The sequence below is a fragment of the Brochothrix campestris genome (genome assembly GCF_046058945.1).
In the GTDB taxonomy this organism is placed as follows: Bacteria; Bacillota; Bacilli; order Lactobacillales; family Listeriaceae; genus Brochothrix; species Brochothrix campestris.
On the sequence record NZ_CP175511.1, the window covers coordinates 820225 to 833209 of the forward strand.

Genomic DNA, 12985 nt, shown 5'->3' on the forward strand with positions numbered 1-12985 from the left:
TCGCTCACATTTTTCTTCCAAGCTGTTTGCTTCTACCGGTTAGCTATCGCTTTTATTAGTCTAGCTCAATCAGCTAACAGCTAGTAAATTTCAAGCTCGCTTCTTGCGATGGTAAATAATCGCAAGCACGACCTTTCCAATTTATACGCTGTTGAACGAGCAGATATCGCTTTTATTAGTCTAGCTCAATCAGCTAACAGCTAGTAAATTTCAAGCTCGCTTCTTGCGATGGTAAATAATCGCAAGCACGATCTTTCCAATTTATACGCTGTTGAACGAGCAGATATCGCTTTTATTTCTCCATTGGGATGCGTTTTACAGCAAGGAACATAATCACAATGGTAATCAGGATGTTGAACTCCGATAAGTAGGAGATTGAAATAGATGCTATATCAGTAATGAAGGTGAAAACCGTCATCAAGCTCCAACTGAAAGCTGAAATTTTTACAGCTGCCAAATAGGTGATGTTTTTACGACCAGATTTTCCAAGCAAGAAGGCAAACAAGCCGTAAAAGAAGACTTTAATCGTTGTCATCACGAGTAATAACACGAACATGAAGATGAAAATCATTGTGAGAACATAGGTGGCAGACTCTTTTGTCGAGTCGAGCATCTTAACTAAGTCAGCCTTGCTTTCCAAGTTGATCATTGAATAGGGAATCGTTTGAGAGGTTCCAAAATACTCAACGACAAGTCCTTCTTTGAAAAAGCCAACACCAATTTGTGTGACAGGAGTAAGTTGCGATAAACTGGATTCAGCGTTGTCATCAGAAGTGGCAAAGCCAAGAACACCTTGATTTAACGATTTCATAATGGTTTTGTCACTCGTTGCCTGTAAGGTGCCATCTTTGATGGTGAAATCGGGGAAATCATTTTTCACGACATCAGTGACATCAGCTAAGAGAGCAGTGGACTGTGTCGCTACTAAGTACGCCGTCGGAATAAAGGCGAGACAGGCAATTAAAATGATTTGTGCGATGAAGCCACCGGTTTTGACGGTGCGATAAGAGGCAATGTCATCGGGTGAGTAAATACTTTTAATAAAGCGTGTGAACAGTTTCATGTGTGTTGTGACCACCTATCCTTAAAATATATGATTTGCGCACATTGAGGTACGCTACTTACTGTTTATCATATCGAAGATAGTCGCTAATTGCAAAAAACTCCTGTTTAAAAAGAATAATTGTGAGAAACACCCCTTGTGTCTAGCATTATTATCGGATTTGTACTAAAATTAAGGAAGTACTTTTTTAACGGAAGGATTGTTTGATGTGAATGGTAAAAAAAGCCGGAGTAAGCGTAAGGTGCATATTCCTATACGATTAAATATTTTATTCTTTATTGTGTTCACCTTGTTTGCAATCCTAATCTTACGGTTAGGTTTTTTACAGATTGTCTATGGTGAAGATTATAAAAATGAAGTGGAACAAACGAATAGCACAACCGTAACGAAAAATGTCCCGCGTGGTGAAATATACGATCGTAATTTCAAGAAATTAGTCGCCAATAAACCTGAAAATACCATTACGTATACACGTTCATCAACAACCAAAACGGCGGAAATGATTGCGACTGCTAAAAAATTATCAACGATGATTACGGTTGATACCGATAATATTACCGAACGTGATTTGATTGATTACTGGATTATAAAACATCCGAAAGAAGCGAAAGCAAACACGAAAATCACTGATAAAGAAGCTGAAAAAATCGGAAACGCAGAGTATTATGCGAAACAGGTTGAGAGTGTTACGAAACCACAGTTGGCTGAATTGACAACCGAAGATAAAAATATCGCCTTTATTTACCGTCAATTTAATGCGGGCTATGCTTTGACACCAGTCAACGTTAAAAGTAAAGATGTTACCGATATTGAAATTGCTAAAGTAAGTGAAAACTTAAGTGAGCTACCAGGAGTAGACACCGCGAAAGATTGGGTGCGGTCATACCGCAGTGATACAACCTTACGCTCGATTTTAGGGTCGGTTACAAGTGAGAAACAAGGTTTGCCTGATGAGAGTCTACAAAGTTATTTGGCGCTTGGTTACGCTCGTAATGACCGAGTGGGTCAAAGTTATGTTGAACAACAATATGAAGCGTTGTTAAGAGGAGCCAAAGCAGAATATAGCAGTGAGACTGATTCGTCTGGCAATGTTATTTCAACGATTGAAGATTATGCTGGTAAAAAAGGGAGCGATGTCGTCTTAACGATTGATGCTGACTTGCAAGCAAAAACAGATAAAATCATTAAAGATACTCTTCGAATGGGGAAAACAACAGCTGGTTCAGTTTTTTTAGATCGGGCCTATGTCGTTATTACCAATCCGAAAACAGGTGAAATTTTAACACTTGCCGGTCAACAATATAAAAAAGGCAAGTTTGAAGATGACTCACTCGGAACCTTTACATCATCTTATGTTATGGGTTCGGCTATCAAAGGTGCAACAGTGATGGCCGGTTACACATATGGTAAAGAACCAGGCTATACTGAAATCGATGAGCCGATTGAGTTAAAAGGGACTGAGAAAAAAAGTTCATGGTTTAACCGGACAGGGTCAATCGCAATGAATGATATTTCAGCCTTGCGTCAATCATCCAACGTTTATATGATGAAAACAGCGCTCGATATTGCAGGCGCAACCTATGTCAAAGATGGATCGCTCGATATTCCAACGACAGCGTTTGATAAACTGCGCAAAGTCTATGCGGAGTTTGGATTAGGTACGACAACGGGGATTGATTTACCAGGTGAAGCAACCGGTATTATTGGAACCGAGACAGAACCAGGTAAATACCTCGATTTATCGTATGGCCAGTATGATGGTTATACACCGTTACAATTAAATCAATATGTGTCGACGATTGCTAATAATGGGTATCGAATTGCACCACATATTCTTGGGCAAGTGCGTGATGCTACCAATGAAGATGATGAAGTTGGTGCGTTACAAACGCAGGCAAACGCACGAATTTTAAATAAGATTGACTTGCCAAAAAACTACTTCGAACAAGTGCAAAAAGGTTTTTACGAGGTAATGAATAACACAGCTGGTGGAACAACTGGCGGAACAGGTGCATCCTACTTTGCCGGCTTGGACTACAAGGTGGCTGGTAAAACAGGAACAGCAGAATCATTTTATGCTGGACCTGACTGGGATTACACATCTGGTATTGCAGCTCCGGCTGTTTGGAACACAACCTTTGTTGGTTATGCACCATATGATGATCCAGAAATCGCTGTATCAGTAGCTGTGCCTTGGGCATACACGGGCGACAATGAGAACCATTTAAACATGATTATTGCTAAAGGTGTGTTTGATGCCTACTTTAACCTGCAAAAAGAGCGGGCTAAAAAGGCTGATGGGACTGACAATGCCTTGAAAATAACAAAAGAAGACAACTAGAAAAAGCACTGAACCACACAAGTTGTGTGGCTCAGTGCTTTTTTTAGTTTTGACCGGTAATTGTTTTAGCAATATCATCAAGGTTCATTGTTTTTTTGATCGTGTAAGTGCCGTTACGGATGAATTTTTCATAACCGTTATTACGCATAAACTCAGTGAAATAATCAGCATCGCTAATCATATCGTACTCAGCCAGCTTTTTAGCAACGTCGGAGGCAGGTTCGCCTTCGCCGATTGAAATAGATACACTGTCTTTGTTTTTGTTAGAATCACTTTTTTTCTTAGCATTAGCAGCTGTTTCGGTCTTTTTGGCAGCCTTTTCTTCAGCTGCTTGTTCACTTGCTAATTTAGCTGTTTCAGTTTCAGCCAATAAATCCTCGTATTTCTTTTTCCAGTCAGCTTGTTCGTTTGAGGGGGTAGTTGAAGTGGTGGTTTCAGCAACCTTCACTGCTTTTTTTGAGGTTGCTTCTGAGTCAGTGCCAAACAACTTAAACGATAGAACAAGGATGGCTGCAATCAGAAAACCGATTCCTAACCAGCGATAGGCTTCTCTAGACATATTTGTCCTCCTTGGTTATACATTTTGAACATAATCATGAATGATTTTTTCGACTTTATCAAGCGGTGTAGCTGTTTTGATGGCGATGTTTTCTGGCGTGAGGCCAGTTGTGTATAGCACTGTGATTTCTTGTTTTAATAACTCGTTAAGATTGATTTGTTCGGTAGCAAAGTTATGGTTCGACTGTGATGAATCAATCTGTAAAACATCTTCAATCCGATTAATACGTTCACGTAATGCACTGTTTTCTTTTAAAAGATGAACAGAACGTTCGTCAACTTCTTTTTCTAAGGCAGCAGTATCGCTTTTTTTCATAAAAGAAAGAACGAGTGATACGATTGCGAGAACGAGTAAAATGATGATTAGTATAAGACTCATGTGTAGAATGACACCTCTTTTCACCTATGTTTTAGTTTTTTTGTTAATTCTAGTTTAATTATATCGCATATCGGTAATACTGTCATATATTCATTTTTTTTAAAGATTTACTGAAAATAAGAGGAACTGTGCGTTATCGACTTGACAATAGGGTGAAATAAATGATATTATGAAACCATTCTTGTGCTGAATTAATCAGACAATAGGGAGGGAAAATCATGCGCGTAAATATTACATTAAAATGTACTGAATGTGGCGAACAAAACTACATTTCTACAAAAAACAAACGTACTAATCCGGAACGTGTTGAATTAAAAAAATATTGTCCACGTGACAAAGCTTCAACAGTACACCGTGAAACAAAATAATAACACCTGGGACAAAGTCAATTTGATTTTGTCTTTTTTTATACTGTTTTTTAAAAAAGGGGGTTACCCAGCATGACGAAACAAAGGTTACGTCAAAGGATTTTGTCTAAGTTAGCAACGATGGCACCGAATAGACGCTTATTAAAAGAGCAGCAACTGTATCAGCAATTGTTTTCTAGTCCCAACTGGCAGAAGGCGACAACAATCGGCATCACAATGAGTAAAGCACCTGAAATAGCGACACAGCCAATCATTGAACAAGCCTGGGCAGAACAAAAACGTGTTGTCATCCCTAGAACACAGTCTAACGAACGTTTGCTTTTATTTTGTAACTATACCAAGTCGACACCGACACAGTCTCTAAGGGGCATTGAGGAGCCGTTACCGACAGCGGCTGTGATTGACGCAGCAACGATTGATTTACTAATTGTCCCTGGGGTTGCGTTTAATACGGCAGGCTATCGCATTGGTTTTGGAGGTGGTTACTATGATCGTTTGTTGGGCATCTATCGAGGGACGACCATCTCACTGGCCTTTAGTGAACAGCTTGTGACTGAACTTCCTGTTGAGGCACATGACCTGCCAGTCCAAACTGTGCTTGTTGCTGAGTAATACGACAGCTGAAACTAACAAAAAAAGAAGGTGATCAGACTATGAAGGTAACCATTAAAGACATTGCCCGTGAAGCCGATGTCTCGATTACAACGGTTTCTTTAATCATCAATCAAAAAGGACAGCGTTTTAGTACAGACACACATGCGAAGGTGAATGAGGCCATTGTAAAATTAAATTATCAACCACATTATTTCGCCAAAAATTTAAATAAAACAAAGAGTAAAACGATTGGGTTTATCGTGTCGGAAATTACCAATCCTTTTTTTGCGGAATTAGCAAAGGTGATAGAGGATATTTTGGTGGAGCAAGGGTATTTGGTGCTGCTCTGTAACTCATCATCGGATCTGGCCCGTGAAGAGCGTTATGTTGATGAAATGTTATATCGCTTCGTCGATGGCGTTTTTTTAGCCGGAACAGTATCGGATAATAAACATTTGCTTAGCAAACTGGCGAGTCGTCGTGTGCCCTATTTATTGTTGGATCGTCCGAGTGACTACAGCGATACAAATGGTGTCTTTATTGACGATTTTGCCGGTGGTATGACAGCAACTGAACACTTATTACAAAAGGGGCATACGGCCATTGGTTGTATTACCACGAAACCGCAGTTCAGTAATATTTACCAACGCTCACAGGGGTATTTGGCTGCGATGAAAGCAATCAAACAGGCCCCATTGTTAGAAGAAGCCGGTTTTGTTAATGAACAAAGTGGTTATTTGGCTGCACAAGCGCTGATCAACAAAGGTGTGAGCGCCATCTTTGCCTGTAATGACCTGATGGCGTTTGGGGTGTATAAAGCGGCTGAAGAAGCGGGGTTAAGCGTGCCAGCTGATCTTTCAGTCATCGGTTTTGATGACATTAATTTGGCACACTTCATGTCGCCACCGTTAACGACAATTACCCAGCCAACCCAGCGTATCGGAGCGATTGCCGCTCGTCACATGCTCGCCTTAATTGAAACTGAAACGGTGGAAATTGCAACCACCATTTTACCGATTTCGTTAAAGGAACGTGAAAGCGTAAAAACGAAAGAAAAAAGGTAATTAAGGGCACAAACGGTAGCGTCAACTCGTCATTTGGTGTTCGAGTTGGCTGTTAACGCTTTATTTTTTATTTGTGATTGACAACGTAAAACGTTTTACTATATACTAGAGCAGAAATGAAAACGCTTTCTTGAAGATGGAGGGACGAAGATGACAAAAATAACAGTAGTTGGAAGTTTATCGATGGATTTGGTCGTGAGTGCGTCTAAACGCCCACTAGCAGGTGAAACAGTGATTGGAACGAATCTTTCCTTGTTTCCAGGCGGAAAAGGGGCTAATCAAGCTGTGGCGGCCGCACGTCTAGGAGCGGATGTAACGATGGTCGGCTGTGTTGGAGACGATGCCTATGGTGAAATGATTGTGGCAAATTTAGCGTCACAACAGGTTGATACGTCATTAGTAAAACGTTTTACTAATCAGACGAGTGGGACGGCACACATTACCGTTGCAGAAGGCGATAACAGTATTATCGTCATTAAGGGTGCTAATGACTGTGTCTCTGCTAGTTTAATTGAAGAAGCACGAGCAACGATAGCGGCCTCAGATATTGTGTTGACACAATATGAGATTCCGTTACCGATGATTGCCTATTTAGCAGATGTCTGTGAGAGCGAGGGTACACCATTACTCGTGAATCCCGCACCAGCGGCAACGGTCGCGCCTGAAACCTTAGCGAAATTCAGTTACTTAACACCGAATGAATCGGAAGCAGCTCTTATTTTTGGTCAACAATCACGGGCCGATAGCTTTGGGGCGTTTCCAGGTGAGTTGTTAATTACGTTAGGTGCAGACGGTGTGTGTTTCAAAGAAACGACCGTTCCAGCTTTTAAAGTGGCTGTAACAGATACGACAGGGGCAGGCGACACGTTTAATGGCGCCTTTGCTGTTGGTCTCGCTGAAGGGCAATCGCTCGCTGAAGCTGTTCGTTTCGGCAATGCGGCAGCGGCACTCTCAGTCCAAAAATTAGGGGCACAATCAGGTATGCCAACACGTGCTGCTGTTGAGGAGTTGTTGGCAAAATGAAACGATACGGACCGTTAAATAGTGACATGAGTAAAACGCTGGCTGATATCGGACATACCGATACCATCGCAATCGGTGATTGTGGTTTACCGATTCCCACAGAAGTCAAAAAAATCGACTTGGCGATTGAACAAGGAGTTCCGCGTTTTATGACGGTTTTGAAAAATGTCGCTGAGCATCTCGTCATCGAGAAAGTGACGATTGCGACCGAAATAATCACGCAAAATCCTGACGTTTATGCAGCGATTCAGGCATTATTTGGTGAAGCGATACCGATTGTCACTGTTAGTCATGAACAATTAAAGGCCGCACTCCCTGAAACAAAGGCAGTCATTCGCACCGGTGAAGCAACCCCGTATGCGAATATCATCTTACATGCAGGCGTTAACTTTTAATGTCTACTCGTAGAGGAGGTTCGAAGAATGAAGATTACAATGACAAATATTCATAAAGCATTCGGCAAAAACGAGGTGCTAAAAGGTGTTGATTTCGAGCTGTTAGATGGAGAAATACATGCGCTCATGGGTGAGAATGGCGCAGGTAAATCGACGTTGATGAATATTTTAACCGGCTTACATCAACTTGATCAAGGAGACATTAAGGTTGACGGCAAACCAAAAAACTATAAAAATCCGCAAGAAGCCGAAACTGACGGCATCGCCTTTATTCATCAAGAGTTAAATATCTTCCCTAACTTAACCTTGTTAGAGAACCTGTTTATTGGCAAACAGCTGAGTAAGTTTGGCGTGTTGCAAACGAAGAAAATGCAACAGTTGGCAGAGGCGAAATGTGCTGAAATCGGGATTAAATTGCCGCTCTATAAAGAAGCTGGCGACTGCTCTGTAGGGCAACAACAGATGGCAGAAATCATGAAAAGTTTAATGACTGAGGCAAAGGTCATCATTATGGATGAACCAACGGCTGCTTTGACAGAAGCAGAGACCGAACATTTATTCCGCGTGATGCAGCAACTGCGGGCACGTGGCGTATCAATCGTCTACATTTCCCATCGAATGGAAGAAATCTTTCAACTGTGTGATCGGATTACAATTATGCGAGACGGTATTTCTGTTAGCACGGAGGCGATTGCTGCGACGTCATTTGATACGGTGGTCAAGCAAATGGTCGGTCGTGAATTGACCGAACGTTTTCCGCAACGAACACTGCATCGAGGTGAGCGCATTCTCGAAGTGAAAAACCTCACGAAAAAAGGTGTATTCAACAACATCTCACTGACGGTCGACAGTGGTGAAATTGTCGGTGTGGCTGGTTTAATGGGAGCGGGTCGCACCGAAATTATGCGTGCCTTGTTCGCAATGGATCGTTACGATAGCGGTGAGGTCATCATTAAGGGCGAACGTAAAAAATTACGAGGGCCAAAAGAAGCGATAAAAGCGGGAATGGGTTTTATTACCGAAAATCGTAAGGATGAAGGGTTGATTCTTGATTTTTCGATTAATGATAACATTGCCCTTGCCAGTATTGCGGATTTTTCGCCACATGGTGTGATGCTCGAAAAAGACGAGCGCACCTTTACCGGGATGTTGGCGAAGCGACTTGCTATCAAAATGGCCTCGCTTGATTTAGCGGTAGGATCACTTTCTGGTGGGAATCAACAAAAGGTTGTTATTGCCAAATGGATAGGGATTGGACCGCAACTTTTAATTATGGATGAACCGACCCGTGGTGTCGATATTGGCGCCAAACGTGAAATTTATCAGTTGATGAACGAGCTGACGGATCGAGGTGTCGGCATTATCATGGTGTCATCAGAGCTTCCTGAGGTGTTAGGTATGAGCGACCGTATTGTCGTTATTCACGAGGGCAGGCTTACGGGTGAGCTCAGTCGAGCAGAAGCAACGCAAGAAAAAATAATGACATTAGCAACAGGGGGGAACTAAAGATGAGCATCAAACGTTTTGGAGAAAAACTAGTACCATTTATCGGCTTGATTTTACTCGTGGCGATTGTTGCCATTATGAATCCAGCCTTCTTAGAACCATTGAACTTACTGAACTTATTACGTCAAGTGTCGATTAATGCATTGATTGCCTTCGGGATGACCTTTGTTATTTTAACCGGTGGTATTGATCTATCGGTCGGTTCGATTTTGGCACTTTCTAGCGCCTTTATGGCTGGTATTATTGTGAGTGGTGTCGATCCAATTATCGCGATTGTGTTAGCCTGTGTTATCGGTGCTGTACTCGGTGCTGTTAACGGCTTATTGATTACAGTTGGGAAAATGGCACCGTTTATTGCAACCTTAGCAACGATGACTATTTTTAGGGGGTTGACCCTCGTCTACACAGATGGAAATCCGATTACTGGTCTAAGTGACAACTTCCTCTTTCAAGCGTTTGGTCGTGGCTACTTATTCGGTATCCCCGTACCTGCCATTACGATGATTGTTACCTTCATTATCCTTTGGTTTATTTTGAATAAAACCGCGTTCGGCCGCCAAACGTATGCCTTAGGTGGCAATGAAAAAGCGGCAATTATTTCTGGCATTAACACGAGCAAAGTGAAAATTATGATTTATGCGTTAACAGGTTTGTTAGCCGCATTGGCGGGGGCGATTTTAGCATCACGCCTTGATTCAGCACAACCAACAGCGGGACAATCGTATGAACTTGATGCGATTGCAGCTGTTGTGTTAGGAGGTACGAGCTTAGCCGGTGGTAAAGGTCGGATTATCGGCACCTTAATCGGTGTGCTTATAATTGGGACATTAAATAACGGGCTTAATCTACTCGGCGTGTCTAGTTTTTATCAGATGGTCGTTAAAGGTGTCGTTATCGTAATTGCCGTCTTAATTGATCGAAAAAAAAGTAAAGCATAGGGGTGAATAGTAATGAAAAAAATCAGTATCTTGCTCATTGCAACGTTAGTCATTCTCAGCGGCTGTTCCTTAGAAGCACCTGGTTGGGCTAAAAAAGAACGGCAGATGGATGCCAAAAACATTACCATCGGGGTCTCGATTTCAACCTTAAATAATCCATTCTTTGTTTCCGTTAAAGAGGGCATCGAAACAGCAGCAAAAGCGGCTGGAATCACTGTTAAGATTGCAGATGCGCAAAATGATTCGTCGAAACAAAGCAATGACGTCGATGATTTAATTCAACAAGATGTCGATATGCTCTTAGTTAATCCAGTTGACTCAGCCGCAATATCAGCCGCTGTTAAAACGGCCAATGATGCTGATATCCCTGTGATAGCGATTGACCGTTCAGCTGATAAAGGTAAGGTTGAAACACTCGTCGCTTCAGATAACCGCGAAGGTGGTAAAATGGCGGCAGACTTTATCATTGCCCAACTCGGCCAACAAGCCAAGGTGGCAGAACTTGAAGGCACACCAGGTGCTTCTGCAACCCGCGAACGAGGCGAAGGCTTTCATAGTGTTGCCGACACGAAGCTGGCCGTAGTCGAAAAACAATCAGCCGATTTTGATCGCACAAAGGGCTTAAATGTCGCCGAAAATGTGTTGCAAGCGAATGCAAGCATTACTGCCATCTTTGCCCAAAATGATGAAATGGCGCTTGGTGCTGTTGAAGCAGCGAAAGCAGCCGGCAAAGATATTTTAATCGTCGGTTTTGATGGCAATGACGATGGACTCAAGGCGGTTAAAGAAGGTAAAATGGCCGCGACGATTGCTCAACAACCAGAATTGATTGGGCAAAAAGCAGTGGAAGCTGTCACAGCAATCGCGGACGGTAAAACATTAGCAAAAACAATTTCAGTTGATTTGAAGTTAGTTACTTCTAAAAAATAAGAAAGGCTACACCCTTACTAAAACTCACTTTTGATTGTTGAAAGTGAGTTTTTTTGATTTTTCCTGTTGACAAGGATAGCATAAAACGGTAAGATGAATTTCGAATCCTCATCAATTTACTCGGGATAAAAACAAGGAGTGTGAATCATGACTATTACATTAACCATTATTAACTTAGTTATTGCAGCCATTATTATTAGTCTGTTTATCGTGATGCAAAAACGTAAAGTGTCTTTTTCTAAGCGTGTCTTAACAGCCTTAGCAGTTGGGGTCGTTGCCGGTTTAGCAATGCAATTTATTTATGGATCGGCCGACGAAATTACAACGATGACAACCGACTGGTTAGGTCTTATCGGGAACAGTTACATTAAATTTTTACAAATGGTAGCAATACCTCTTATTTTTGTATCGATTGTAGCAGCGTTCACGCGTTTACAATTGAAAGCGAATGTTGCTAAAATCGGCTCAACCATCATTGTGGTGCTTGTCGTTTCAGCAGCGATTGCCGCGGCAGTTGGGATTGGCGCTGCTTTACTGTTCAATCTCGATGCTAACAGCATTACCCAAGGGGCATCAGAGATTGCCCGTGCGCAAGAAATTCAAGACAAGGCAGCCACAATTGATTTGACATTACCACAAAAAATTGTTGAGTTTATTCCAAGTAATGTGTTCTTAGACTTTACTGGTGCTCGTGCCACGTCGACACTAGGGGTTGTTGTTTTTGCTTTGTTTGTAGGGATTGCTTACACAAGCGTCAAAAACAAACAGGTGAAAGAAGCTGCTTTTTTTGCGAACTTAATTGATGCCTTTTATGCCATCATCGTCCGCATCGTTCGAATGATTATTCAATTAACGCCTTATGGGGTGTTTGCCATTATTGCTAATACAACAGCAACAAGTGATTTAGCAGCGATTGGAAAACTGGGGACGTTCGTTATTGCTTCGTATGCAGCGATTATTGTGATGTTCATCATCCACTTGGTCATTTTAGCCTTTGCGGGTATGAGTCCTAAAGCCTACCTTAAACAAGCGATGCCAGTGTTAACGTTTGCCTTTACCTCACGTACGAGTGCGGGTGCCTTACCGTTGAACATTCAAGCTCAAGAACGGATGGGTGTTCCGAGTGGGATTGCGAACTTCGCCGCGTCGTTCGGTCTATCGATTGGGCAAAACGGTTGTGCTGGTATTTATCCAGCGATGTTAGCGATTATGATTGCGGTCTCAACTGGAACAGATGTCACTTCATTTAGCTTCATCGCAACGGTAATTGCCGTTGTGGCAATTAGTTCATTTGGTGTGGCAGGTGTTGGTGGTGGTGCAACATTTGCGGCAATCATCGTCTTATCTGCGTTAAACTTACCTGTTGGTCTTGCCGGTGTGTTAATCTCAGTCGAACCATTAATCGACATGGGACGTACTGCCTTAAACGTCAGCGATTCAATGGTGGCTGGTGTTGTCACAAGTAAGGTTGATGGTAGCTTTGATAAAGAAGCTGCAGATAAACCAACAGCGACAGTTAGCGCCTCATAAGATAGCCTGACAGTCTGAGTCTCTTAAACATGAGAGACTCAGGTTGAGACTGAAGATAAACGCTGTACTAGGTCGTTACGACTTGCTCGCTCGGGATTACGTACTATCGGTACGCGCACCGTCACTCGCTCGTCGTGCCTACTAGAACGAGAGGATATAACACCGTTTCTTTTCAGTCAAGTCATTTTGTAGCCAAAGTCACTGTAATAGCATTACAAAGAAAATGAAGTCTGTTTAGACTTTGTCTATAATCTGAACCTGAGTCTCTCAAACATGAGAGACTCAGGTTTTTTTGG

13 protein-coding genes are annotated in these 12985 nt (G+C 42.1%); 10 read left to right on the top strand and 3 right to left on the bottom strand.

Annotated features, from left to right (window positions below; translation table 11 throughout):
* Nucleotides 1-292 precede the first annotated feature (292 nt).
* Entirely contained in the window at nt 293-1063 is a 771-nt protein-coding gene (locus tag ACJYYY_RS04135; protein ID WP_051456806.1) for a DUF1189 domain-containing protein, read from the bottom strand.
* 208 nt (nt 1064-1271) lie between these two features.
* Between ACJYYY_RS04135 and ACJYYY_RS04140 the strand changes: the two genes are divergently transcribed.
* Nucleotides 1272-3404 carry a penicillin-binding protein 2 gene (locus tag ACJYYY_RS04140; RefSeq protein WP_232217891.1) on the top strand — a complete coding sequence of 711 codons (2133 nt, stop codon included), beginning with the start codon at nt 1272-1274 and terminating at the stop codon, nt 3402-3404.
* A 43-nt stretch (nt 3405-3447) separates the two neighbouring features.
* Here ACJYYY_RS04140 and ACJYYY_RS04145 read toward each other — a convergent pair whose 3' ends face one another.
* Nucleotides 3448-3963: an endolytic transglycosylase MltG gene (locus ACJYYY_RS04145; protein WP_035313281.1), complete on the bottom strand. Its 516-nt coding sequence runs from the start codon at nt 3961-3963 to the stop codon at nt 3448-3450.
* 15 nt (nt 3964-3978) lie between these two features.
* The gene (locus tag ACJYYY_RS04150) at nt 3979-4341 is read right to left on the bottom strand and encodes a hypothetical protein (RefSeq protein ID WP_035313276.1); all 363 of its coding nucleotides are present in this window, start codon (nt 4339-4341) and stop codon (nt 3979-3981) included.
* A 218-nt stretch (nt 4342-4559) separates the two neighbouring features.
* On the opposite strand from ACJYYY_RS04150, the gene rpmG reads away from it, so the two are divergent.
* The 9 genes from rpmG to ACJYYY_RS04195 all read left to right on the top strand — a co-directional run bounded on the left by rpmG (nt 4560) and on the right by ACJYYY_RS04195 (nt 12689).
* The gene (gene rpmG, locus ACJYYY_RS04155) at nt 4560-4709 is read left to right on the top strand and encodes a 50S ribosomal protein L33 (protein ID WP_035313274.1); all 150 of its coding nucleotides are present in this window, start codon (nt 4560-4562) and stop codon (nt 4707-4709) included.
* A 72-nt stretch (nt 4710-4781) separates the two neighbouring features.
* Nucleotides 4782-5321 (top strand): 5-formyltetrahydrofolate cyclo-ligase, encoded by a 540-nt coding sequence (locus ACJYYY_RS04160; protein ID WP_035313272.1) that lies wholly within the window; start codon nt 4782-4784, stop codon nt 5319-5321.
* Nucleotides 5322-5362: 41 nt separating this feature from the next.
* Nucleotides 5363-6367: a LacI family DNA-binding transcriptional regulator gene (locus ACJYYY_RS04165; RefSeq protein ID WP_408869145.1), complete on the top strand. Its 1005-nt coding sequence runs from the start codon at nt 5363-5365 to the stop codon at nt 6365-6367.
* A gap of 150 nt (nt 6368-6517) precedes the next feature.
* Nucleotides 6518-7390, top strand: a complete 873-nt coding sequence (rbsK, locus tag ACJYYY_RS04170; protein ID WP_035313270.1) for a ribokinase — start codon at nt 6518-6520, stop codon at nt 7388-7390.
* A complete protein-coding gene (gene rbsD, locus ACJYYY_RS04175; protein ID WP_035313269.1) occupies nt 7387-7785 on the top strand; it encodes a D-ribose pyranase in 399 nt (132 codons plus the stop codon). The genes rbsK and rbsD overlap by 4 nt, the downstream gene beginning before the upstream one ends.
* A 27-nt stretch (nt 7786-7812) precedes the next feature.
* Nucleotides 7813-9291, top strand: a complete 1479-nt coding sequence (locus ACJYYY_RS04180) for a sugar ABC transporter ATP-binding protein (protein WP_035313267.1) — start codon at nt 7813-7815, stop codon at nt 9289-9291.
* A gap of 2 nt (nt 9292-9293) precedes the next feature.
* Nucleotides 9294-10229: an ABC transporter permease subunit gene (locus ACJYYY_RS04185; protein ID WP_035313266.1), complete on the top strand. Its 936-nt coding sequence runs from the start codon at nt 9294-9296 to the stop codon at nt 10227-10229.
* 12 nt (nt 10230-10241) lie between these two features.
* Nucleotides 10242-11159 carry a D-ribose ABC transporter substrate-binding protein gene (locus tag ACJYYY_RS04190; RefSeq protein ID WP_035313265.1) on the top strand — a complete coding sequence of 306 codons (918 nt, stop codon included), beginning with the start codon at nt 10242-10244 and terminating at the stop codon, nt 11157-11159.
* A gap of 147 nt (nt 11160-11306) precedes the next feature.
* Nucleotides 11307-12689 carry an L-cystine transporter gene (locus ACJYYY_RS04195; protein ID WP_035313264.1) on the top strand — a complete coding sequence of 461 codons (1383 nt, stop codon included), beginning with the start codon at nt 11307-11309 and terminating at the stop codon, nt 12687-12689.
* Nucleotides 12690-12985 lie beyond the last annotated feature (296 nt).

Bases quoted from the DNA above. Each gene is read 5' to 3' on its own strand.
- ACJYYY_RS04165 (WP_408869145.1), top strand. From the start codon at position 5,363: ATGAAGGTAACCATTAAAGACATTGCCCGTGAAGCCGATGTCTCGATT.
- ACJYYY_RS04150 (WP_035313276.1), bottom strand. From the start codon at position 4,341: ATGAGTCTTATACTAATCATCATTTTACTCGTTCTCGCAATCGTATCA.
- ACJYYY_RS04135 (WP_051456806.1), bottom strand. From the start codon at position 1,063: ATGAAACTGTTCACACGCTTTATTAAAAGTATTTACTCACCCGATGAC.
- rbsD (WP_035313269.1), top strand. From the start codon at position 7,387: ATGAAACGATACGGACCGTTAAATAGTGACATGAGTAAAACGCTGGCT.
- ACJYYY_RS04160 (WP_035313272.1), top strand. From the start codon at position 4,782: ATGACGAAACAAAGGTTACGTCAAAGGATTTTGTCTAAGTTAGCAACG.
- ACJYYY_RS04190 (WP_035313265.1), top strand. From the start codon at position 10,242: ATGAAAAAAATCAGTATCTTGCTCATTGCAACGTTAGTCATTCTCAGC.
- ACJYYY_RS04185 (WP_035313266.1), top strand. From the start codon at position 9,294: ATGAGCATCAAACGTTTTGGAGAAAAACTAGTACCATTTATCGGCTTG.
- rbsK (WP_035313270.1), top strand. From the start codon at position 6,518: ATGACAAAAATAACAGTAGTTGGAAGTTTATCGATGGATTTGGTCGTG.
- ACJYYY_RS04145 (WP_035313281.1), bottom strand. From the start codon at position 3,963: ATGTCTAGAGAAGCCTATCGCTGGTTAGGAATCGGTTTTCTGATTGCA.
- ACJYYY_RS04195 (WP_035313264.1), top strand. From the start codon at position 11,307: ATGACTATTACATTAACCATTATTAACTTAGTTATTGCAGCCATTATT.
- ACJYYY_RS04180 (WP_035313267.1), top strand. From the start codon at position 7,813: ATGAAGATTACAATGACAAATATTCATAAAGCATTCGGCAAAAACGAG.
- rpmG (WP_035313274.1), top strand. From the start codon at position 4,560: ATGCGCGTAAATATTACATTAAAATGTACTGAATGTGGCGAACAAAAC.